The organism is Streptomyces roseochromogenus subsp. oscitans DS 12.976, assembly GCF_000497445.1.
In the GTDB taxonomy this organism is placed as follows: domain Bacteria; phylum Actinomycetota; class Actinomycetes; order Streptomycetales; family Streptomycetaceae; genus Streptomyces; species Streptomyces oscitans.
Window position 1 is genome coordinate 2,865,983 of record NZ_CM002285.1, and the last position, 20,301, is coordinate 2,886,283.

13 protein-coding genes and 3 pseudogenes are annotated in these 20,301 nt (G+C 71.6%); 11 read left to right on the top strand and 5 right to left on the bottom strand.

All coding sequences use genetic code 11. The features are described 5' to 3' along the window. Nucleotides 1-234: pseudogene (locus M878_RS47710) on the bottom strand (hypothetical protein); the annotation flags it as partial. Between the two features lie 146 nt (nucleotides 235-380). On the opposite strand from M878_RS47710, the pseudogene M878_RS62210 reads away from it, so the two are divergent. Together M878_RS62210 and M878_RS62215 are read left to right on the top strand one after the other, a co-directional pair. Next, nucleotides 381-1,163: pseudogene (locus M878_RS62210) on the top strand (dolichyl-phosphate beta-glucosyltransferase); the annotation flags it as partial. A 29-nt stretch (nucleotides 1,164-1,192) separates the two neighbouring features. After that, a complete protein-coding gene (locus M878_RS62215; protein ID WP_023546646.1) occupies nucleotides 1,193-2,434 on the top strand; it encodes a glycosyltransferase family 39 protein in 1,242 nt (413 codons plus the stop codon). A gap of 63 nt (nucleotides 2,435-2,497) precedes the next feature. Here M878_RS62215 and M878_RS62220 read toward each other — a convergent pair whose 3' ends face one another. The 3 genes from M878_RS62220 to M878_RS62230 all read right to left on the bottom strand — a co-directional run bounded on the left by M878_RS62220 (nucleotide 2,498) and on the right by M878_RS62230 (nucleotide 7,676). After that, a complete protein-coding gene (locus M878_RS62220) occupies nucleotides 2,498-3,022 on the bottom strand; it encodes a hypothetical protein (protein WP_031224800.1) in 525 nt (174 codons plus the stop codon). A gap of 926 nt (nucleotides 3,023-3,948) precedes the next feature. After that, nucleotides 3,949-5,835, bottom strand: a complete 1,887-nt coding sequence (locus M878_RS62225) for an ABC transporter ATP-binding protein (protein WP_023546649.1) — start codon at nucleotides 5,833-5,835, stop codon at nucleotides 3,949-3,951. After that, nucleotides 5,832-7,676, bottom strand: a complete 1,845-nt coding sequence (locus M878_RS62230; protein WP_031224802.1) for an ABC transporter ATP-binding protein — start codon at nucleotides 7,674-7,676, stop codon at nucleotides 5,832-5,834. The genes M878_RS62225 and M878_RS62230 overlap by 4 nt, the downstream gene beginning before the upstream one ends. 147 nt (nucleotides 7,677-7,823) lie before the next feature. Between M878_RS62230 and M878_RS62235 the strand changes: the two genes are divergently transcribed. The 9 genes from M878_RS62235 (at nucleotide 7,824) to M878_RS62275 (ending at nucleotide 19,941) form a co-directional block, all read left to right on the top strand. Continuing rightward, entirely contained in the window at nucleotides 7,824-8,744 is a 921-nt protein-coding gene (locus M878_RS62235) for an ABC transporter ATP-binding protein (RefSeq protein WP_023546651.1), read from the top strand. Beyond that, nucleotides 8,741-9,475, top strand: a complete 735-nt coding sequence (locus M878_RS62240) for an ABC transporter permease (RefSeq protein ID WP_023546652.1) — start codon at nucleotides 8,741-8,743, stop codon at nucleotides 9,473-9,475. Before M878_RS62235 ends, M878_RS62240 begins: the two co-directional genes overlap by 4 nt. Nucleotides 9,476-9,529: 54 nt before the next feature. Next, nucleotides 9,530-10,780 carry a sensor histidine kinase gene (locus M878_RS62245; RefSeq protein WP_023546653.1) on the top strand — a complete coding sequence of 417 codons (1,251 nt, stop codon included), beginning with the start codon at nucleotides 9,530-9,532 and terminating at the stop codon, nucleotides 10,778-10,780. Then, entirely contained in the window at nucleotides 10,770-11,414 is a 645-nt protein-coding gene (locus M878_RS62250) for a response regulator (RefSeq protein ID WP_023546654.1), read from the top strand. The genes M878_RS62245 and M878_RS62250 overlap by 11 nt, the downstream gene beginning before the upstream one ends. Nucleotides 11,415-11,522: 108 nt before the next feature. Further along, nucleotides 11,523-13,277, top strand: coding sequence for an ABC transporter ATP-binding protein (locus M878_RS62255; RefSeq protein ID WP_031224803.1), 1,755 nt, complete (start codon nucleotides 11,523-11,525; stop codon nucleotides 13,275-13,277). Beyond that, entirely contained in the window at nucleotides 13,274-15,091 is a 1,818-nt protein-coding gene (locus M878_RS62260; RefSeq protein ID WP_023546656.1) for an ABC transporter ATP-binding protein, read from the top strand. Before M878_RS62255 ends, M878_RS62260 begins: the two co-directional genes overlap by 4 nt. A 293-nt stretch (nucleotides 15,092-15,384) precedes the next feature. Then, the gene (locus tag M878_RS62265) at nucleotides 15,385-17,451 is read left to right on the top strand and encodes a M4 family metallopeptidase (RefSeq protein WP_023546657.1); all 2,067 of its coding nucleotides are present in this window, start codon (nucleotides 15,385-15,387) and stop codon (nucleotides 17,449-17,451) included. Between the two features lie 238 nt (nucleotides 17,452-17,689). Continuing rightward, the gene (locus tag M878_RS62270; protein ID WP_023546658.1) at nucleotides 17,690-19,348 is read left to right on the top strand and encodes a M4 family metallopeptidase; all 1,659 of its coding nucleotides are present in this window, start codon (nucleotides 17,690-17,692) and stop codon (nucleotides 19,346-19,348) included. 71 nt (nucleotides 19,349-19,419) lie between these two features. Beyond that, entirely contained in the window at nucleotides 19,420-19,941 is a 522-nt protein-coding gene (locus tag M878_RS62275) for a DUF1990 domain-containing protein (RefSeq protein WP_023546659.1), read from the top strand. Nucleotides 19,942-20,115: 174 nt separating this feature from the next. Here the strand turns inward: M878_RS62275 and M878_RS96290 are convergent. Further along, nucleotides 20,116-20,301: pseudogene (locus tag M878_RS96290) on the bottom strand (FG-GAP repeat protein); the annotation flags it as partial.

The window sequence follows — 20,301 nt, forward strand, 5'->3', positions numbered from 1 at the left end:
CGACCGGCCCAGCGCACCGCACCCCCTTCCCGCGACCAGCCCGGCACCCGTGCCGAGCACCACCTCGCCGAGCCCATCGGACTCGCCGAGTGCGCCGCCGTCCTCGCCCGTGACGGACACCGCCACCCCGGGCTCGACCCCGACGACCGCCAACCCGCCCGGGACGGACGGGAGTTCGGCCGCCTCCTCGCAGCAGCCACCACCCGCCACGGCCACCTCCCGAAGCAGCACCACACCCCCGGCCTCCGCGACTCAGAGCGCACCGGCCGACCCGTCGAACGTCCCTTCATCGGTGATCAGCCCGACCCGCTGACCCGCATCTCCCAGCCCATCCGCGTGCCTTCGGCATGCCCGGCCAACAGGAACATACGGGGAAGAACATGATGAAACTCCGATCGGGCCGACTGCCCGCCAAGGCCCCCGCGCCCCACCGCGCACCCCTGCCGAACCACGCCGAGGAACCCGTCCTGGACCTGGTCGTGCCGGTGTTCAACGAGGAGAAGGACCTCGGGCCGAACGTCCGGCGGCTGCACACACATCTGCGGGACACCTTCCCCTACCCCTTCCGGATCACCATCGCCGACAACGCCAGCACCGACGGCACCCCGGACATCGCCGCCCGGCTCGCCGGCGAACTGCCCGAGGTGGTCTCGCTGCGGCTGCCCGAGAAGGGCCGCGGCCGCGCGCTGCAGGCGGCCTGGTCGGGTTCGCGGGCTCCCGTACTCGCATACCTGGACGTGGACCTGTCCACCGGGCTCGCGGCGCTGCTGCCGCTGGTCGCGCCGCTGATCTCGGGCCATTCCGACCTGGCCATCGGCACCCGGCTCGCGCCCGGCGCCCGTGTGGTGCGCGGTGCCAAGCGCGAGGTCATCTCCCGCTGTTACAACGTTCTGCTGCGCTGCACGCTCGCCGTCGGCTTCTCCGACGCTCAGTGCGGTTTCAAGGCGGTGCGCCGCGAGGCCGCCGAACGGCTGCTGCCGCTGGTGCGGGACGGTGAGTGGTTCTTCGACACCGAGCTGCTGGTGCTGGCCGAGCGGGCGGGCCTGAGGATCCACGAGGTCCCGGTGGACTGGGTCGACGACCCCGACAGCAGCGTCGACATCGTGGCCACCGCACTGGCGGACCTGCGCGGGATCGTCCGGATGCGCCGCGCGCCGGCCCGCCACCGCCCTCGTACCGGACCGGTCGCCTCATGACCGCGACGCTGCCCCGCATCCATCCGCCGACAGCACCGCGGTCGCCTGTCCCCCGGCTGCGGACGGCCGCCCGCCGGCACGGCCCGGTGCTCGCGCTGTTCGGCGCGCTCAAGCTGACCGGTTTCCTGTCCTTCCTGTATCTGCTGTCCTCGGCCGGGGACTATCGCGCCAAGGACCCCCGGTTCGGCGGCGGAGCGCACCCCATGGACGTGCTGGGGACCTGGGACGGCTGGTGGTACCAGCAGATCGCCCTGCACGGCTACGACCCGCAGCTCGTCCCGGTCCCCGGCGCCACCGGCCTGATCACTCTGGAGGGCAACTCGGCGGCGTTCTTCCCGCTGTACCCGGCCCTGATGCGGATGGTCATGGCCGTCACCGGCCTCGGCCCGTACGGCGCGGGCCTGCTGGTGTCGATCACCGCCTCCTTCGCCGCCGCCCTCGGCATCTACGCGATCGCCGAGCGGTTCGGCGGCCGGCGGGCCGGGCTCGCCGCGGCCGGGCTGTGGGCGGTATGGCCGGGCTCTGGCGTGGAGTGGGCGGTCTACTCCGACTCCCTCTACGTGGCCCTGGCCGCCTGGACCTGCTACACCGTCATGACCCGCCGCTGGCTCACCGCCGGCGTCCTCGCCTTCACCGCCGGCCTCAACCGCCCCACGGCGGCCGCGCTGATCGCCGGACTCGGCATCGCCGCACTGCTGTCACTGCGCCGCAGCGAGGACGGCGTCCTGCGCCCGCTGCTGGCCGCGGCGCTGGCCCCCCTGGGCCTGTTCGGCTACCTGCTCTGGGTCGGCAACCGCATGGGCGACCTGGGCGGCTACTTCAAGCTCCAGTCGGGCGCCTGGGCCCACGAGTTCGACTACGGCAGACAGACCCTGGACGTGCTGACGTCCGTACCGGTGGGCCGCTTCGGCGACTACCTGTTCGCCTACCCCTTCGCGGACGTCATCGGCGTCGGTGTGGTCCTGCTGGCCTTCGCCCTGCTGCCGCTGCTCCTGCGGCTGCGCCCGCCGGCGATCCTGGTGGTGCACACGGTCCTCACGCTCGCCCTGGTCCTCGGCAGCCAGCAGATCTTCGCGAACGTCTCCCGCTATCTGCTGCCCTGCTTCCCGCTGTTCCTGCCGCTCGCGGCCGCTCTGCGCCGGCTGAGCCTGCCCGTGCAGTGCACGCTGCTCGGCATCGCGGCCCTCGCTTCCGGGTCGTACGCGGGATACGCCCTGTTCGAGCTGGGGGTGCCGTGATGTTCGCGCCGGGGGCCGGTTCCTCCGGTGGGGAGGAACCGGCCCCCGCACTGAGGGAAGGTTTCAGCTCAGGCCAAGGCTGGAGAGTGCGGTAGTCCAGTCCTTGATCAGGGCTTTCTGCGCGGCAGAGAGGCTGACCTCATCGGCGCAGACGGCCGTCTTCAGCTTGTTCTCGACTTTGTCCTTGTCCGCGGACGTCTCGCTGCCGTAGTGCGGCTCGGGCCAGAGGTTCTGCTCGCTCCTCGGGGAACCGCCGAGTTCGAGCGGGACGAAGTGGTCCTCCTCGTAGTCCGAGAGACTGGTGTCGGAGTAGCCGTACTCGACGATCTGCTTCTTCTTCAGCGCCGTGGTGTAGGAGCTGGGCGGCCGTACGGTGGAGGTCCAGCCGGAGACGCAGATGGTCGAGTTGATGGTGCTCTGCGTGACGTCGGGATTGAGGGCGCCGGGCGTACAGACCGGGTCCGGCTTGGGAAGGTAGGACTGGCTGCAGCTGGCGGCGTGGGCGGAGCCGGTGGTGACGGTGAGGCCCGCGGCCGCGAGGGCGAGGGCGGAGAGCGTGGTCACCAGGGGGCGCGGTATTCGGGACATATGGGGGTCTCTCCCGGTGGGGTACGCCCGGCGGGATTTCCGGGCGGTCATGGGCATGACAGCACCGGGATCATCTATGCGAGTAGACCCCTTTGCCCGACCGAGGGCTCCTTTGGTTGAACGTTTGTCCACGCGAGAACAGCGTGAAACAAAGCCTTGACGCGGCCTTGACGACGGGCCCGGGGACGGGCCTCGGACGCACGGGCGAGGCAGCGTGACGTCTCGTCAACTACCCACCATAGCCCTCGTGAACGCCCGCTGAACCACAGCTCCCCGGACCGGCCGGATCAGCTCAGTCCGCTCACCGTGCCGCCGAAGATGCCGTTGTTGACGGACACGGCGTAGCCGTCGCCGTTGCTGAGGTACCAGTGGGCGAAGCTGCCGTAGGAGCTGCCGAAGCGCAGCACTACCTGGTTGGCGCTCCAGGAGGATCGAATGCGTGACCCTTTCGCCGAGGATGAGGCGCTGATAGTGGCCGGTTTCGGCGTGCAGGTGCTCGCTCTCGCGGCGCAGCCGCCGCCGCACGCGGCCTCGCCCACCAGACCAAGACCGCCACCGACCGGGCCAGCGGCACCATGGCCGTCCGTAGCGCGGTAGACAAGCTCGAAGCCACCGCAGTGGTCGAACCGGCCACCACGACCCGCCGGACCCACCCGGCGCACAACCACACGCCCCGCGCCCAGGCGACGCAGGGCACCCTCCCCCACCAGACCCCTCGGTCCGGCGGGCAAGCATCCGGAGGGACACGCTCACACGGGCCAGAGGCGGCTGCCCCGCGCAGCGCACCGGCACCAGGGCGTGGCGACGATCAGCACACCCACCATCCGTCGACACAGACCGCGAGGAGCGGCACGGGGCGCAGGCTTTCACCTGCACGCCCACGCCACCCCTCCACGGTGGGCAGAACCCACGCCGGACACCATGTCTTACATGGGATCGCTCAGCTGATCAGAGACGCTGCCGCGCCATGCCCTGTGCAGGTCGGCGAACCGGCCCGTGCCGGCGATGAGTTCGGCCGGGGGGCCGTCTTCGACGATGCGGCCGTGCTCCATCACCAGGACCCGGTCCGCGATCTCGACCGTCGAGAGCCGGTGCGCGATCACCACCGCCGTACGGCCCCGCAGCACCGTCGACATGGCCCGCTGCACGGCCCGCTCGCCCGGGATGTCCAGCGAGCTGGTCGCCTCGTCCAGGATCAGTACCGCCGGGTCGGCGAGCAATGCGCGGGCGAAGCCGACCAGTTGACGCTGGCCGGCCGAGATACGGCCGCCGCGCTTGCGGACGTCGGTGTCGTATCCGTCGGGCAGGGCGCTGATGAACTCGTGCGCGCCGATCGCCTTCGCCGCCTGTTCGATCTCCTCGCGGGAGGCGTCGGGCCGGCCGATGGCGATGTTGTCCGCGACCGTGCCGGAGAACAGGAACGCCTCCTGGGTCACCATGACCACCCCGCGCCGTAGTTCCGGCACGGCCAGCTCTCGGACGTCCACCCCGTCCAGCAGCACCCGGCCGTCGGAGGGGTCGTAGAAGCGGGCAAGGAGCTTGGCGAGGGTGGACTTGCCGGCGCCGGTGGCCCCGACCACGGCGACCGTCTGCCCGGCCGGCAGGGTCAGATCGAGGCGGGGCAGCACCTCGCCGCCGGTGCGGTAGCCGAACCGGACCTGGTCGAAGACGACCTCGCGGCCCGGGAAGTCGCCCTTCTGCGGCGGGAGTTCCCGTGGCACCGACGGTTCCGGTACGGACGGCGTCTGGGCCAGCAGCCCGGCGATCTTCTCCAGGGAGGCGGCGGCTGACTGGTAGGAGTTCAGGAACATCCCCAGCCGGTCGATCGGGTCGTACAGCCGGCGCAGATACAGGACCGCCGCCGCCAGGACTCCCAGCTCCAGCGAGCCCGTCGCCACCCGGTAGGCACCCCACAGCACGATCCCCGCGACCGCTGTGTTGGCCACCAGCCGGGAGCCGACCACATAGCGGGCCATCTCCAGCAGGGCGTCGCCGTTCGTACGCTCCAGCCGCCGGTTGAGGACGGCGAACTCGCCGTCGTTCGCGGCCTCCCGGCGGAAGGCGCGCACCGGGCGGATGCCGTTCATCGTCTCCACGAACTTCACGATCACCGCCGCGATCGCCGTGGACCGCTCCCGGAACACCCGTCCGGCCCGCCGCTGGTACATCCGGACGAGCAGATACAGCGGCACGAAGGAGGCCGCCGCGACCGCGCCGAGGCCGAGATCCAGCCACAGCAGCAGCACCGAGATGTAGACGAAGGACAGCACGACGGTCACCAGCTCCTGCAGGCCGTCGTTGAGCAGCTCGCGCAGCGACTCGACGTCGGTGGTGGAGCGGGAGATCAGCCGGCCGGACGTGTACCGCTCGTGGAAGTCGATGCTCAGTGCCTGCGCGTGCCGGAAGATCCGGCCCCGCAGATCGAGCAGCACGTCCTGGCTGACCCGCACGGAGGTCTCGATGAAGGCGAACTGCAGCCCCCCGGAGAGCAGCGCGCACAGCAGACAGCCGACGGCCACCGCGATCAGCGGGCCGTACCGGTGGTCCCGGAACGCCGGTACGGCGTTGTCGATGGCGTACGCCACCAGCAGCGGGCCCGACTGGACCGCCGCCTGCTGGAGCAGGAGGAGGAGCGTGGTGACGGCGGCCCGGGCCTTCAGGGGCGCGAGCAGGGAGCGCAGCAGGGCGGTGGTGGCGCCGGGCGGGGCGGGCAGTACGTCCCGGTCGAAGACGTCGCCGTCTTCGTGCGCACGGTGCGGGCCGGGGAGTTCGTCGTCCTCGGCGGTGGGAGTGGAGGCGGTCGTGGTGGTCAACGGGAGTCCTCCGTATCCCCGGAGCACCCGGAGTACCCGGATTCTGCGGACATCAGATGCGCGTACTCGGCGTTGGTGCGCAGCAGTTCCTGGTGCGTGCCGACGGCCGCGATCTGGCCGCCCGAGAGCAGGGCGACCCGGTCGGCGAGCAGCACCGTGGACGGCCGGTGGGCCACGATCAGCGCGGTGGTGCCGGCGAGGACGTGGCGCAGCGCGTCCTCCACGGCGGCCTCCGTGTGCACGTCCAGGGCGGAGAGGGGGTCGTCCAGCACCAGGAACTCCGGTCTGCCGACCACCGCGCGGGCCAGCGCGAGGCGCTGCCGCTGGCCGCCGGAGAGGCTGAGGCCCTGTTCGCCGACGCGGGTGCCGGTGCCCTGGGGGAGGGCGTACGCGAAGTCGGCCCGGGCCACGGCGAGTGCGCGGTCGAGGTCCGCCTGTCCGGCGTCGTCCGCGGCGCCCATGAGGACGTTCTCGCCGACGCTCGCGGAGAACAGGGTGGGTTCCTCGAAGGCGACGGCCACCTTGGCGCGCAGCGTCTCGCGGGGCAGGGCGGCTATGTCGACTCCGTCGAGGGTGATGCGTCCTGAGGTGACCTCGTGCAGGCGCGGGACGAGGGCGGTGAGGGTGGTCTTCCCACTGCCGGTTGCACCGACCAGGGCCATGGACTCGCCGGGGCGTATGTGGAGGTCTATGTGGTGGAGCAGGGGCGGGGAGCCGGGGGGTGCGTCGGGGTAGCGGAACTGGACGTGCTCGAAGCGGAGTCCCCGCGTGGCTGCGGGCAGCCGTGCCTCCCCCGGTGCCGCACCCGGCGAGCCCGGGCCGGCGTCCCCACCCCCGGCCGGCCCCTCCTCCGGTACCTCGTCCATCACCTCGAAGTACCGCTCCGTGGCCGTAGCCGCCTCCTGACTCATCGCCAGCAGGAAGCCGATCGAGTCCACCGGCCAGCGCAGCGCGAGTGCCGTACTGAGAAAGGCGACCAGCGTGCCCGCCGACAACCCCGCGTCGGCCACCCTCACGACGCCCAGCACCAGCGCCGCCCCGATGGCCAGCTCCGGCAGGGTCACGATGACACCCCAGATCGTGGCGAGCATCCGCGCCTTGCGCAGCTCGGTGTCGCGCAGGGTGACGGACAGGGCGCGGAACGCTCGCGCCTGGCTGCGGTGCCGCCCGAAGCCCTTGATGACGCGGATGCCGAGCACGCTCTCCTCGACCACCGTCGTCAGGTCGCCGACCTGGTCCTGTGCGCGCCGCGCCAGCTCGGCGTACCGCCGCTCGAAGACCGCGCAGGTCCATATCACGGGGATCGCGGGACCGAGGACGACCAGCCCCAGCACCCAGTCCTGCATCAGCATGATGCCTACGCCGACGAGGATCGTGACGCCGTTGACCAGCAGGAACGTCAGCGGGAACGCGAGGAACAGACGAAGCAGCATCAGATCGGTGGTGCCCCGGGACAGCAACTGGCCCGAGGCCCAGCGGTCGTGGAAGGCGACGGGCAGCCGCTGCAGACGGCCGTAGAGACCTGCCCGCATCTCCGCCTCGACGTGCGACAGCGGACGGGCCACCAGCCAGCGCCGTACACCGAACAGGACCGCCTCGGCGCTCCCGAGGAGGAGCAGATACAGCGCGCCGAGCCACACGCCCGCCGGGTCGCGGTGGGCGACCGGGCCGTCCACGATCCACTTCAGGACGAGCGGGATCACCAGCCCGGTGCACGAGGCGACGATCGCGATGCACGCGGCCGTGAACAGCCGCGCCCGCACGGGGCGGACGTACGGCCACAGCCGCAGCAGGGTACGAACGGCCGAGCGGTCCTGGGTGGTTGCACGTGTCGTGGCCATCACCGCGAGCGTACGGACCGGCACTGACATCGCCCACCGAGTTTCGGCCGGACCCTCGGTCGTAGGCCGCCGTCAACCGATCGGACGATGTCGCCACGAGCGGGCCGGCCGATGTGCCGGGCCCCGCCCGCCCGGGATTCTCAAGGCATGCCATCCGTCATCGAAGTCACCGATCTGCGCAAGGCCTACGGCGGCCGGGCCGTCGTCGACGGCGTCTCCTTCGCCGTCGAGGAGGGCGAGATCTTCGGGATCCTCGGCCCGAACGGCGCCGGCAAGACCACCACCGTGGAGTGCGTCGAGGGGCTGCGGGCCCCCGACGGCGGCCGGATCCGGGTCGCCGGTCACGACCCGGTCGCCGACCACGACGAGGTCGCGAGGATCCTCGGCGCCCAGCTGCAGCAGAGCGAACTCCAGGCCAAGCTCACCGTGCGCGAGGCGCTGGAGCTGTACGCCGCCTTCCACCCGAACCCGGCCGACTGGCGGCCGCTGGCCGAACGCCTCGGCCTCACCGCGAAGCTCGGCACCCGGTTCGGCAAGCTGTCGGGCGGGCAGCAGCAGCGCCTGTTCATCGCGCTGGCGCTCATCGGCGGTCCCCGGGTGGTGGTGCTGGACGAGCTGACCACCGGGCTCGACCCGCGCGCCCGCCGTGCCACCTGGCAGCTCATCGAGGACGTCCGGGCGAGCGGTGTCACCGTGCTGCTCGTCACGCACTTCATGGAGGAGGCGCAGCGGCTCTGCGACCGTATCGCGGTCATCGACAAGGGGCGGATCGCGGCGCTGGACACCCCGGCCGGTCTCATCCAGCGCTCCGCCGGCGCCACGGTCGTGTCCTTCACGCCGTCCGCGCCTTTGGACGAGCGGGAGTTGTACGGGCTGCCCGCGCTCGCCTCGGTCGAGCAGAAGGACGGGCGGATCACCCTCACCGGCACCGACGAGACGGTCAACGCCGTCATCTCGCTGCTCGCCCGCCACCACATCACCGCCCGCCAGCTGCGCGTCACCGACGCCACCCTGGACGACGCGTTCCTCGACCTGACCGAAGGCCACACCAAGGAGGCAGCGGCATGAACACCGCCGTGCTGCGCACCGAGTTCCGCCTGTTCCGCCGCGAACCCGCGGCCGTCTTCTGGATCTTCCTGTTCCCGACGCTGCTGCTGGCGATCCTCGGCTCGATCCCCTCCTTCCGCGAGGTCGACAAGTCGATGGGCGGGCTGCGGCCGATCGACGCCTATGTGCCGGTGGCCGTGCTGATCGCCCTGATCATGTCGGGGGTGCAGTCGCTGCCGCAGGCCCTGACCGGCTACCGGGAGCGGGGCATCCTGCGCCGGATGTCCGCCACTCCGGTACGGCCCTCCGCTCTGCTGGCGGCACAGATGCTCGTGCAGGGTGTGGTCGCGCTGGCCTCGGCGCTGCTCGCGCTCGTGGTCGGCCGTATCGCCTTCGACGTACGGCTGCCCCGGCAGCCGGCCGGCTACCTGCTCGCGCTGCTGCTCGCGGCGGCGGCCGCGCTCGCCCTCGGCAACCTCGTCTCGGCGCTGTCCCGGACCACGAAGATCGCGGGCGCGATCGGAACGGCGGTGTTCTTCCCGATGATGTTCTGCGCGGGAGTCTGGCTGCCGGTCCAGTCCATGCCGCACGGCCTGGCCCGGGTGGTGCAGCTGACCCCGTTCGGCGCGGCGGCCCGCGCTCTGAACGAGGCGGCCTCGGGACACTGGCCCGGCTGGGCGCACCTGGGCGTGCTCGCGCTGTGGACGGTGCTGCTGACGGCCGGTGCCGCCCGCTGGTTCCGCTGGGAGTGAGCGGGTGAGCCTGGGAGTGACGGATGGGAGGGAGCCGTGCCGGACACTGAGCACATGACGAACCCCGTGGAACCCTCGCGCAGGGTCGGCTTCGACACCTGGGGACCCCACGCGCTGCTCGCCGTGGCTGTCGTGACGGCGGCGGGCGCGGCCCACGCGGTCGGCATGACACGGGATGCGATGTACGCGGCCGGCGCGCTGGCGGCCGCCGCCGTGCCGCTCCAGCTGTGCCTGGGGCTGGCGCGGCGGAACACACCGGGACCGAACCGTACGAGCGCGGTGCTGTACTTCCTGCGCTGGGCACTCGGCTTCGTGCTCGCCTGGCTGAACCCGTTCTTCGCCTTCTACGCCGTCGCCGGCTACTACAGCGCCGACCGGCATCTGCCCCGCCGGCTGGTCATGCCGGGGCTCGTCCTGACCGCGATCACCATGGCCGGCAGCCAGATCGGCGGTCTGCCGCCGCATGGTCCGGTGTCGTGGACGGGCTTCTTCGTGGTCTTCGCGGCCAACGTCGGAATGGTCACCCTGTTCACCCGGTTCGCCCGGCAGGAGCAGGCCCTCACCCAGGGGCAGGCCGACACCATCGCCGAACTGGAGCGCACCAACACGGCGTTGCAGGAGGCCCTGGAAGAGAACGCGGCCCTGCACGCCCAGCTTCTCGTCCAGGCGCGGGAGGCGGGCGTGGCCGACGAGCGCCGCCGGCTCGCCGCCGAGATCCACGACACCATCGCGCAGGGCCTGACCGGGATCATCGCCCAGCTCCAGGTCGTCGCGAACGCCCCCGACCTGGACACCGCCCGCACCCATCTGGAGCGCGCCTCTTCCCTGGCCCGGCACAGCCTCGGCGAGGCCCGCCGCTCGGTGCACAACCTCGCTCCGGTCGCCCTGGCCGCCGACGGGCTGCCGGAGGCGCTGAAGAAGACGGTCACCGATTGGGGCGAACGCACCGGCGCCCGCGCCGACTTCACGGTCACCGGCACCACCGAGCACCTGCACGAAGAGGTCTCGGCAACCCTCCTCCGCATCTCCCAGGAGGCCCTGTCCAACGCGGCCCGGCACGCCCGCCCGACCCGCGTCGGAGTGACCCTGTCCTTCATGGGCGACGAGGTCACGCTGGACATCCGCGACGACGGCACCGGCTTCGACCCGGCCGCCGTACCGGAGCGCACCCACGCCGGCGGCTTCGGCCTGGGCGGTATGCGGGCCCGCGCCGAGCGCATCGCGGGCTCCCTCACGGTCGAGTCGGAACCGGGGCAGGGCACGGCGGTGTCGGCTCGCGTACCGTTGGTGCGCGATGACCGCTGAGACTCTGATTTCCCTGCTGATCGTGGACGACCACCCGGTGGTCCGCGACGGCCTGCGCGGCATGTTCGAGTCGGCTCCGGGCTTCCGGGTGCTCGGGGAGGCCGCGAACGGCGTGGAGGCGGTGGCCCGGGCCACGGCCCTTGACCCGGACGTGATCCTGATGGACCTGCGGATGCCGGGCGGCTCGGGCGTGGACGCGATCCGCGAACTGACTCGTCTCGGTGTCCGCGCGAGGATCCTGGTTCTGACCACCTACGACACCGACTCCGACACCCTGCCCGCGATCGAGGCGGGCGCCACGGGCTATCTGTTGAAGGACGCCCCACGCGACGAGCTGTTCACCGCCGTCCGCGCCGCCGCCGAGGGCCGTACGGTCCTCTCCCCCGCCGTCGCCTCCCGCCTGGTCCACGCGGTCCGCACGCCCCGACAGCCCGGCAACGAACCCCTCTCCGGCCGTGAACGCGAGGTCCTGGCCCTGGTCGCGAAGGGCACCTCGAACCGCGAGATCGCTCGCGAACTCTTCATCAGCGAGGCGACGGTGAAAACCCACCTCACCCACCTGTACACCAAGCTCGGCGTCAACGACCGTGCGGCGGCGGTGGCGGTGGGGTACGACCGGGGGATCCTGGGCTGAACGCGGCCGCCGGACAGCGGGATGCGGCCTCTTTAATCGATGGAGCCGCCGGACCCGCCCCCGATACGTTCGACGTTCACCGGCGGGGTCGAGCCGATCGGGGGGCGGATGATCGACGCGTATGAGGAACCGGGGACGCCCGATACCCGTGGCGGCTGGCGTTATCTGTGGTGGCTGGTGCTGTGTCAGCCGGGCCGGGCGGCGGCCGGGGCGGTGCTGGGCAGTGTGTGGATGGTGCTGCTGGCCGCACAGCCGTATCTGATGGCGCGGGCCGTGGACGGCGGGCTGGTGCCGGGGCGGCTGGGGGTGCTGGCCGGGTGGACCGGGGTGATGTTCGTGCTCGGGTCGGTCAACGCCTGGTTGAGCATCATGCGGCACCGCACGATGACCCGGGTCCGGATGGACGCCAACTTCCGTACGGTGAAGGTGGTCATGGGGCATGTGGTACGGCTCGGGGCCGCGCTGCCGCGCCGGGCGGGGGCCGGTGAGGTGGTGACGATCGGCGTCGGCGATGTACAGACCATCGCGCAGGCGCTGACCGTGGTGGGTCCGGGCACCGGCTCGGCCGTGGTCTATGTGGTGGTGGCCGGGCTGCTGATGGCGGTCTCGGCGCCGCTCGCCGTCGTCGTACTGCTCGGACTGCCGGTGATCGCGCTGGTCACCGGGCCGCTGACGGTACGGCTGCAGGGCGCCGAGAGCGCGTACCGGGAGCGGCAGGGTGTGCTCACCGCCCGCATCGGCGACCTCGCGGGCGGGCTGCGCGTCCTCAACGGGCTCGGCGGAAAAGGGCTGTTCGCGGACGCCTTCCGCAAGGACTCGCAGCGGCTGCGGGCGCAGGGCTACCGGGTGGGCGCGGTGGCCAGCTGGGTGCAGGCGCTCGGCGTGGGCCTGCCCACCCTGTTTCTGGCCGTGGTGACCTGGCTCGCCGCCCGGCTCGCCGCCGAACACTCCATCAGTATCGGCCAGTTGGTGTCGGTGTACGGCTATGTGGCGGTGCTGATCGGGCCGGTGGCCTTCTTCGTGGAGGCGACCTACGAGATGAACCGGGGCGTGGTGGCCGCGCGCCGGGTCGTACGGCTGCTGCGGCTGGAGCCGGAGCCGGACGAGGGCACGCGGCCGGCGCCCGAGGGACCGGCCGAGCTGCACGATCCGGCGTCCGGGGTGCGGGTGGTGCCGGGCCGGCTGACCGCGCTGGCCGCCGCACGGCCCGTCGAGGCCGCCGCCGTGGTCGACCGGCTCGGCCGGTTCGGGCCGACCGAGGCCACCTGGGGTGCGGTACGGCTCGACGAGGTCCCCCTCACCGACGTACGACGGAGGATCCTGGTCGCGGACAACGAGGCCGACCTGTTCGCCGGGCCGCTGCGGGAGGTCGTGGCGGCCGGGCATCCGGCCGGGGAGGCGGAGTTGCGCCGGGCGCTGTACGCGGCCGCCGCCGAGGACGTCGTACGCGGGCTGCCGGACGGGCCGGACTCGGCGGTGGCCGGGCAGGGCCGGAGCCTCTCGGGCGGGCAGCGGCAACGGGTGCGGCTGGTCCGGGCGTTGCTCGCCGATCCCGAGGTGCTGCTCGCCGTGGAGCCGACCTCGGCGCTGGACGCGCACACGGAGGCGGCGGTCGCGGGCCGGCTGCAGGAGGCGCGGGTGGGCCGTACGACGCTGGTGACGTCCACCTCGCCGCTGGTGCTGGACCGCGCGGACACGGTCGTGTTCCTGGTCGACGGAAAGGTCGCGGCGAGCGGCACCCACCGGCGACTGCTGACGGCGGAGCCGGGCTATCGCGCGCTCGTCGCCCGGGACACAGAACAGGACTCGGGGCGGGACTCGGAACAGGACTCGGGGCGGGACGCGGAAGGAGCCGTACGGTGACGGCGGGCCAGGGGCTGCTGCCGGTCGCGGACCGGGGCACGGTACGGCGGGCCGCACTGCGGCTGGTGCGCGCCGACGGGCGGGCGTTCACCGCCACGCTGCTGCTGAACGCGCTGGCGGCGGGGGCGGGGCTGGTCGGGCCGTGGCTGGTCGGGCGGATCGTCGACGCGGTGCGGCGCGGGCACGGGGTCGGTGCGGTGGACCGGCTGGCACCGTGGATCCTGCTGTGCGCGCTGGCGCAGGTGCTGCTGGCCCGCTGGGCGCGCCTCGTGGGGTACCGGTTCGGGGAGCGGACGCTGGCCCGGGTGCGCGAGGAGTACGTCGAGCGGGTGCTGGCGCTGCCCGCGTCCGTGGTGGAGCGGGCCGGCACCGGTGATCTGACGGCGCGCGGCACGGCGGACGTGGCGATCGTCGGCACCACGCTGCGGGACGTCGGCCCGGAGCTGCTGGTCAACACCGTGCAGGCGCTGTTCGTCCTGGTCGCCGTGTTCGCGCTCGACCCGCTGCTCGGCGCGTTCGGGCTGCTCGGGCTGACCCCGATCTGGCTGGCGCTGCGCTGGTATCTGCGCCGGGCCCGGGACGGCTATCTCGCGGAGGGCGCGGCCACGTCCGAGGTCGCCGAGATCCTCGCCTCCACGGCGGCCGGGGCCCGCACCGTCGAGGCGTTCGGGCTGCGGCAGCGGCGAATCACGGCGAGCCGGGACGCGCTGGAGAAGTCCCGCCGTACCCGCTTCTACACGCTGTTCCTGCGGACGGTGTTCTTCCCGGCGGTCGAGGTGACGTACACCGTCCCGGTGGCGGGCGTACTGCTGCTCGGCGGCTGGCTGCACCAGCGGGGCGCGGTCGGGGTCGGCGCGGTGGTGGCCGCGGCGCTGTATCTACGGCAGTTCACCGAGCCCCTGGACCAGATCCTGATGCGCGTGGAGCAGCTGCAGAGCAGCAGCGCGTCGTTCGCCCGCGTGGAGGGGCTGGCGCAGGCACCGGGCGCGGACACCGGCAGTCCGGCGCGGGCACCGGACGCGCACATCACCGGCTCGGCCCAGGCACCCTGTAAGGACGCCGTCCCGGCCGACGACCGTATCGACGTACGCGGAGTCCGCTACGCCTACGAACGCGGCGGCGAGGTACTCCGCGGGGTCGACCTGACCGTGCGGCCCGGGGAGCGGCTCGCCGTGGTGGGGCCCTCCGGGGCCGGGAAGACGACGCTCAGCCGGCTGCTCGCGGGCATCGACCGGCCCGGGACCGGCGCGGTGACGGTGGGCGGGGTGCCGGTCGCCGAGCTGGCGCCGGAGCTGCTGCGCCGCCAGGTGGTGCTGGTGACGCAGGAGCACCATGTGTTCCTCGGCACGGTCCGCGACAACCTGCTGATCGCCGAACCGGAGGCCGCGGACGCCGACTTGTGGGCGGCGCTCGCGGCGGTCGGGGCCGACGAGTGGGTGCGTGAGCTGCCGGACGGTCTCGACACCCCGCTGGGCGAGGGCGGCTCTGCCACCGACGGCTCCCAGGCTCAGCAACTCGCCTTGGCCCGCGTCGTGTTGGCTGACCCGCACACCCTGATCCTTGACGAGGCGACCGCCCTGCTGGACCCCACGACCGCCCGGCACGCCGAACGCGCCCTCGCCGCCGTACTGGAGGGCCGTACGGTCATCGCCATCGCGCACCGCCTGCACACGGCCCACGACGCCGACCGGGTGGCGGTCATGGAGAACGGCCGCCTGACCGAACTGGGCACGCACGAGGACCTGGTGACGGCCCATGGCGCCTACGCGGCACTGTGGCGAACCTGGCACGGAGAGACGGCCGAGCAGCCGTGACCACAACTCCGCACTGACGGCCCGTACATGACGGATCCGCATATCGAACATGAACATCCGGTCAACGGACCATTTCCGGCCAAGTTTGTGACGCAGTCCTGACAGGTGCGCTGATCCCCTGTCACTCTTCCCAAGCCGACTCACCCCAACCCACAGCAACCCCACAGTTCCACTCGCTGTGCCTGAGCGGCCCGCACGTGGTTTCGCGTAACGCCCTGTTCTGCCCGGACGTCCCAACCCACCGTCCGGTCTCCCCTGGCCGCGCGACCCGCGGTCATGCAGAAGGAGTCAGTGTGAGCAGCAGTTCCTCTCGCAGACGCGCCCCCCACACAGCGCAGCGCCCCGCAACTCAGCGCACCACGGCACACCGCCGCACCGCCGCCGTCGCCCTCGCCGGTGTCGCCGCCCTGATCGCCGCCGCCGTCCAGTCGGGCGCGGCCAGCGCCGCGCCGGCGAAGCCGCAGGCAGGCAAGATGAATGCGGCCCATGTCGCGGCCAGGCTCACGCCCTCGCAGCGCGTCGAGCTGATCCGCCACGCCGACGCCACGCGGGCCGCCACCGCCCGGTCGCTCGGCCTCGGCGCCCAGGAGAAGCTGGTCGTCAAGGACGTCGTCAAGGACGGCGACGGCACCCTGCACACCCGCTACGAGCGCACATACGCGGGCCTTCCGGTGCTCGGCGGCGACCTGGTCGTGGACACCCGGTCGGGCAAGACCATGGACGTCATCAAGGCCACCGGCGCCACACTGAAGGTCGCCGGCCTCACCCCGGCCGTGTCGAAGGCCGCCGCAGAGAAGCAGGCCGTGCAGCGGGCCAAGGCGCGCGGCGGCAGCAAGCCGGCGGCGGACAGCGTACGCAAGGTGATCTGGGCGGCGAGCGGAAAGCCCGTCCTGGCCTACGAGACCGTCGTCGGCGGCCTCCAGGACGACGGCACCCCGAACCAGCTGCACGTCATCACCGACGCCACGACCGGCAAGAAGCTCTACGAGTACCAGGGCATCGAGACCGGCATCGGCAACACCCAGTACAGCGGCCAGGTGAACCTGACCACGACCCAGTCGGGTTCGTCGTACACGCTGACCGACGGGGCGCGCGGCGGCCACAAGACGTACAACCTGGACCACGGCACCGACGGCACCGGCACCCTGTTCTCGCAGAGCAACGACACCTGGGGCGACGGCACCACGTCGAACGCCGCGACCGCGGGCTCGGACGCCCACTACGGCGCGCAGGAGACCTGGGACTTCTACAAGGACACCTTCGGCCGCAGCGGCATCAGGAACGACGGTGTCGGCGCCTACTCGCGCGTCCACTACGGCGACTCGTATGTCAACGCCTTCTGGGACGACGGCTGCTTCTGCATGACCTACGGCGACGGCTCGGGCAACCAGGATCCGCTGACCAGCCTCGATGTCGCCGGGCACGAGATGAGCCACGGAGTCACCTCCAACACCGCGGGCCTGAACTACAGCGACGAGTCCGGCGGGCTCAACGAGGCGACCAGCGACATCATGGGCACCGGCGTGGAGTTCTACGCCAACAACGCCTCCGACCCCGGTGACTACCTCATCGGCGAGAAGATCAACATCAACGGCGACGGCACCCCGCTGCGCTACATGGACAAGCCCAGCAAGGACGGCAACTCGGCCGACTCCTGGTACTCGGGCGTCGGCAACCTCGACGTGCACTACTCCTCGGGCGTCGCCAACCACTTCTTCTACCTGCTGAGCGAGGGCAGCGGCGCCAAGACGATCAACGGCGTCAGCTACGACTCGCCGACCGCGGACGGACTTCCGGTCACCGGCATCGGCCGGGACAAGGCGCTGCAGATCTGGTACCGGGCGCTGACCACCAAGTTCACCTCCACCACCGACTACGCCGCCGCCCGCACCGGCACCCTCGCGGCGGCCGGCGAGCTGTACGGCACCTCCAGCAACGAGTACAACGCGGTGCAGGACGCCTGGGCAGGCGTCGCGGTCGGTTCGCGCTCCGGCGGCGGTACGGGCGGCGGTTCGACGTACGAGAGCAACACCCAGGTGGCCATCCCGGACAACGGGCCGGCCGTCACCTCGGACATCACGGTCTCCGGCCGGAGCGGCAAGGCGCCGAGCAACCTCCAGGTGAGCGTCGACATCACGCACACCTGGCGGGGCGACCTGGTGATCGACCTCGTCGGCCCGTCGGGCAAGGCCTACCGGCTGAAGAACTTCAGCTCCTCGGACTCGGCACACGATGTGAAGCAGACCTACACGGTCAACGCGTCCGCCGAACAGGCCAACGGCACCTGGAAGTTGCGGGTACAGGATCAGGCCACGTACGACACCGGAACGATCAACGACTGGAAGCTGACGTTCCCGTAAAGCGGCCGTCAAAAGCCCGGGAACTGGGCGTCGTCCGAGGGTGCGGCACCCTCGGACGACGCCGCTTAACACACAGGAAACGTTTCTCGGACAGTCGACTTTCGGCCAACATCACTTCAGGGTCCTGACATGTACGCGCCCCTGATGTCACCCTTCCTTCACCCGCCGCAGAGCTTCACCACACAACTTCCGGCCAGTAACCCCACGCTGACCGGACTCCCCACAACAAGGAGCTTGCGTGACCCCCCGCTACCCGCGTCACAAGCGCGCCACTCTGGCCGCCGCCACCGCCGTCGCCGCCGGAGCCCTCATCTCCACCGGTCTGGCCACCAGCGCCTCCGCCCAGACCCCGGCCGGTACCGCCGCCAAACCCCTGGCCGCCGCCCCGGCCGCGCTGTCCGCCGCCGCCCGCACCTCCCTGATACAGAAGGCGCAGGCCGACGCCGCCGCGACGGCACAGCAGATAGGCCTCGGCGCCAAGGAGAAGCTGATCGTCAAGGACGTCGTCAAGGACGCCGACGGCACCGTCCACACCCGCTACGAGCGCACCTACGCCGGCCTTCCCGTGCTCGGCGGCGACCTCGTCGTGCACACCGCCAAGTCCGGCAAGACCGAGGGGGTCACCAGAGCGACCAAGGCGACCATCAAGGTGGCCTCGCTCAAGCCGCAGATCACGGCCGCCAAGGCCGCGCAGCAGGCGGTGTCCGCCGCCCGGACCCTCGGCTCCGCCAAGTCCACCGCGAACGGCGCCCGCAAGGTGATCTGGGCCGGCTCCGGCAAGCCGGTCCTCGCCTACGAGACGATCGTCGGCGGCCTCCAGGACGACGGCACCCCGAACCAGCTGCACGTCATCACCGACGCCGCCACCGGCAAGAAGCTCTTCCAGTACCAGGGCATCGAGAACGCGACCGGCACCGGCAAGACGCTGTACTCCGGGACCGTCAGCCTCTCCACCACGCAGTCGGGCTCGTCGTACAACCTGACCGACGCCACCCGGGGCGGTCACAAGACCTACAACCTGGCCCGCAAGACGTCCGGCAAGGGCACCCTGGTCAGCAACTCGACCAACGTCTTCGGCACCGGCACCGCCTCCACCTCCTCCAGCGACCAGACGGCCGCCGCCGACGCCGCCTACGGCGCGCAGGAGACCTGGGACTTCTACAAGAACACGTTCGGCCGCAGCGGCATCAAGAACGACGGTGTCGGCGCCTACTCCCGCGTGCACTACGGCAGCAACTACGTCAACGCCTTCTGGGACGACAGCTGCTTCTGCATGACCTACGGCGACGGCTCGGCCAACAAGGACCCGCTGACCTCGCTGGACGTGGCGGGCCACGAGATGAGCCACGGTGTCACCGCCAACACCGCGGGCCTGGACTACAGCGGCGAGTCCGGCGGCCTCAACGAGGCGACCAGCGACATCATGGGCACCGGCGTGGAGTTCTACGCCAACAACGCCTCCGACCCCGGTGACTACCTCATCGGCGAGAAGATCAACATCAACGGCGACGGCACCCCGCTGCGCTACATGGACAAGCCCAGCAAGGACGGCAACTCGGCGGACTCCTGGTCCTCCTCCGTCGGCAACCTGGACGTCCACTACTCGTCCGGTGTCGCGAACCACTTCTTCTACCTCCTGTCGGAGGGCAGCGGCGCCAAGACGATCAACGGGGTCTCGTACGACTCCCCGACCTCCGACGGCTCCAAGGTCACCGGCATCGGCCGGGACAAGGCGCTGCAGATCTGGTACCGGGCGCTGACGACGTACTTCACGTCGACCACCGACTACGCGGACGCCCGCTCGGGCACCCTGAAGGCGGCGGCCGACCTGTACGGCTCCGGCAGCACCGAGTACAACACGGTGGCGGCGGCCTGGTCCGCGGTCAACGTCAGCTGACGCTTGAGCGGTTGACAACGGGCGACACCCGGGAGGAAGGCGTTCCGGGTGTCGCCCTACGCTTGTGACCCATGTCCTCGGCGCCCTTCACCTACGAGCCGGTCGGCGCGACCCGCGACGACCTGACGTACTGCCCGCCCGGCTTCCACCCCCTGCACGTCCGCACCCGCCTCGGCGAGGGCCAGAAACTCTTCCACCGGGCCGCCGAGGCGGTCCTCGGCTGGGAGATGCACCGAGCCCTGGGCGTGGGCATCGGCGCCACGGCCGACCGCGCGGCCCCCGGCGTGGACGTCACGGTCACCCTGGCAGGCTTCCTGAAAGCCCCCTGCCGCGTCATCTGGACCACCGAGGAACCCCGCCGGGCCGGCTGGGCCTACGGCACCCTGGAGGGCCACCCCGAGTGCGGCGAGGAGGCCTTCGTGGTCGACCGCACGGGCGACGGCACGGTCTGGCTGACGGTCGCGGCCTTCAGCAAGGGTGCCAAGTGGTACGCCCGGGCGGGCGGCCCGGCGACCCGGGGCCTGCAGCACGCGTACGCCCGGCGGTGTGGCACGGTGCTGCGCAAGCTGTGCGCCGAGTTCACGGAAGACTGATGCCCCGTGAACTCCCGTGCGGCTCCCGCTTCCGGACCCTGCTCCATCAAAGACGCTCGGCTGGGAAACCCAGCCGAGCGTCTGTCCCAACTGCTCGCGGTTTGATCAACTCACCGCGGTGTCGCAACGGCTCCCTGAATTCGCCGAGCCGGGGCCCGTGCGGAACCGGGAGTCTTACCAGCCGCCCTGGCTGACCAGGGTGCCGGCGCTGATGGTGCCGTCGCCGTTGCCCACGTAGGTGTGCAGGGAGTCGTTGTACCAGTCACCGAGCAGGTCGGTCTTGCCGTCGCCGTTGAAGTCGCCGGCGGCGAGGGACTGCATGGTCGACCAGCTGGTACCGCCGTACAAGGCGGCGCTCGC

Coding starts and splice junctions, on each gene's coding strand:
- M878_RS62235 (WP_023546651.1), top strand. CDS start 7,824: ATGCCATCCGTCATCGAAGTCACCGATCTGCGCAAGGCCTACGGCGGC.
- M878_RS62215 (WP_023546646.1), top strand. CDS start 1,193: ATGACCGCGACGCTGCCCCGCATCCATCCGCCGACAGCACCGCGGTCG.
- M878_RS62250 (WP_023546654.1), top strand. CDS start 10,770: ATGACCGCTGAGACTCTGATTTCCCTGCTGATCGTGGACGACCACCCG.
- M878_RS62255 (WP_031224803.1), top strand. CDS start 11,523: ATGATCGACGCGTATGAGGAACCGGGGACGCCCGATACCCGTGGCGGC.
- M878_RS62245 (WP_023546653.1), top strand. CDS start 9,530: ATGACGAACCCCGTGGAACCCTCGCGCAGGGTCGGCTTCGACACCTGG.
- M878_RS62220 (WP_031224800.1), bottom strand. CDS start 3,022: ATGTCCCGAATACCGCGCCCCCTGGTGACCACGCTCTCCGCCCTCGCC.
- M878_RS62275 (WP_023546659.1), top strand. CDS start 19,420: ATGTCCTCGGCGCCCTTCACCTACGAGCCGGTCGGCGCGACCCGCGAC.
- M878_RS62240 (WP_023546652.1), top strand. CDS start 8,741: ATGAACACCGCCGTGCTGCGCACCGAGTTCCGCCTGTTCCGCCGCGAA.
- M878_RS62230 (WP_031224802.1), bottom strand. CDS start 7,676: ATGGCCACGACACGTGCAACCACCCAGGACCGCTCGGCCGTTCGTACC.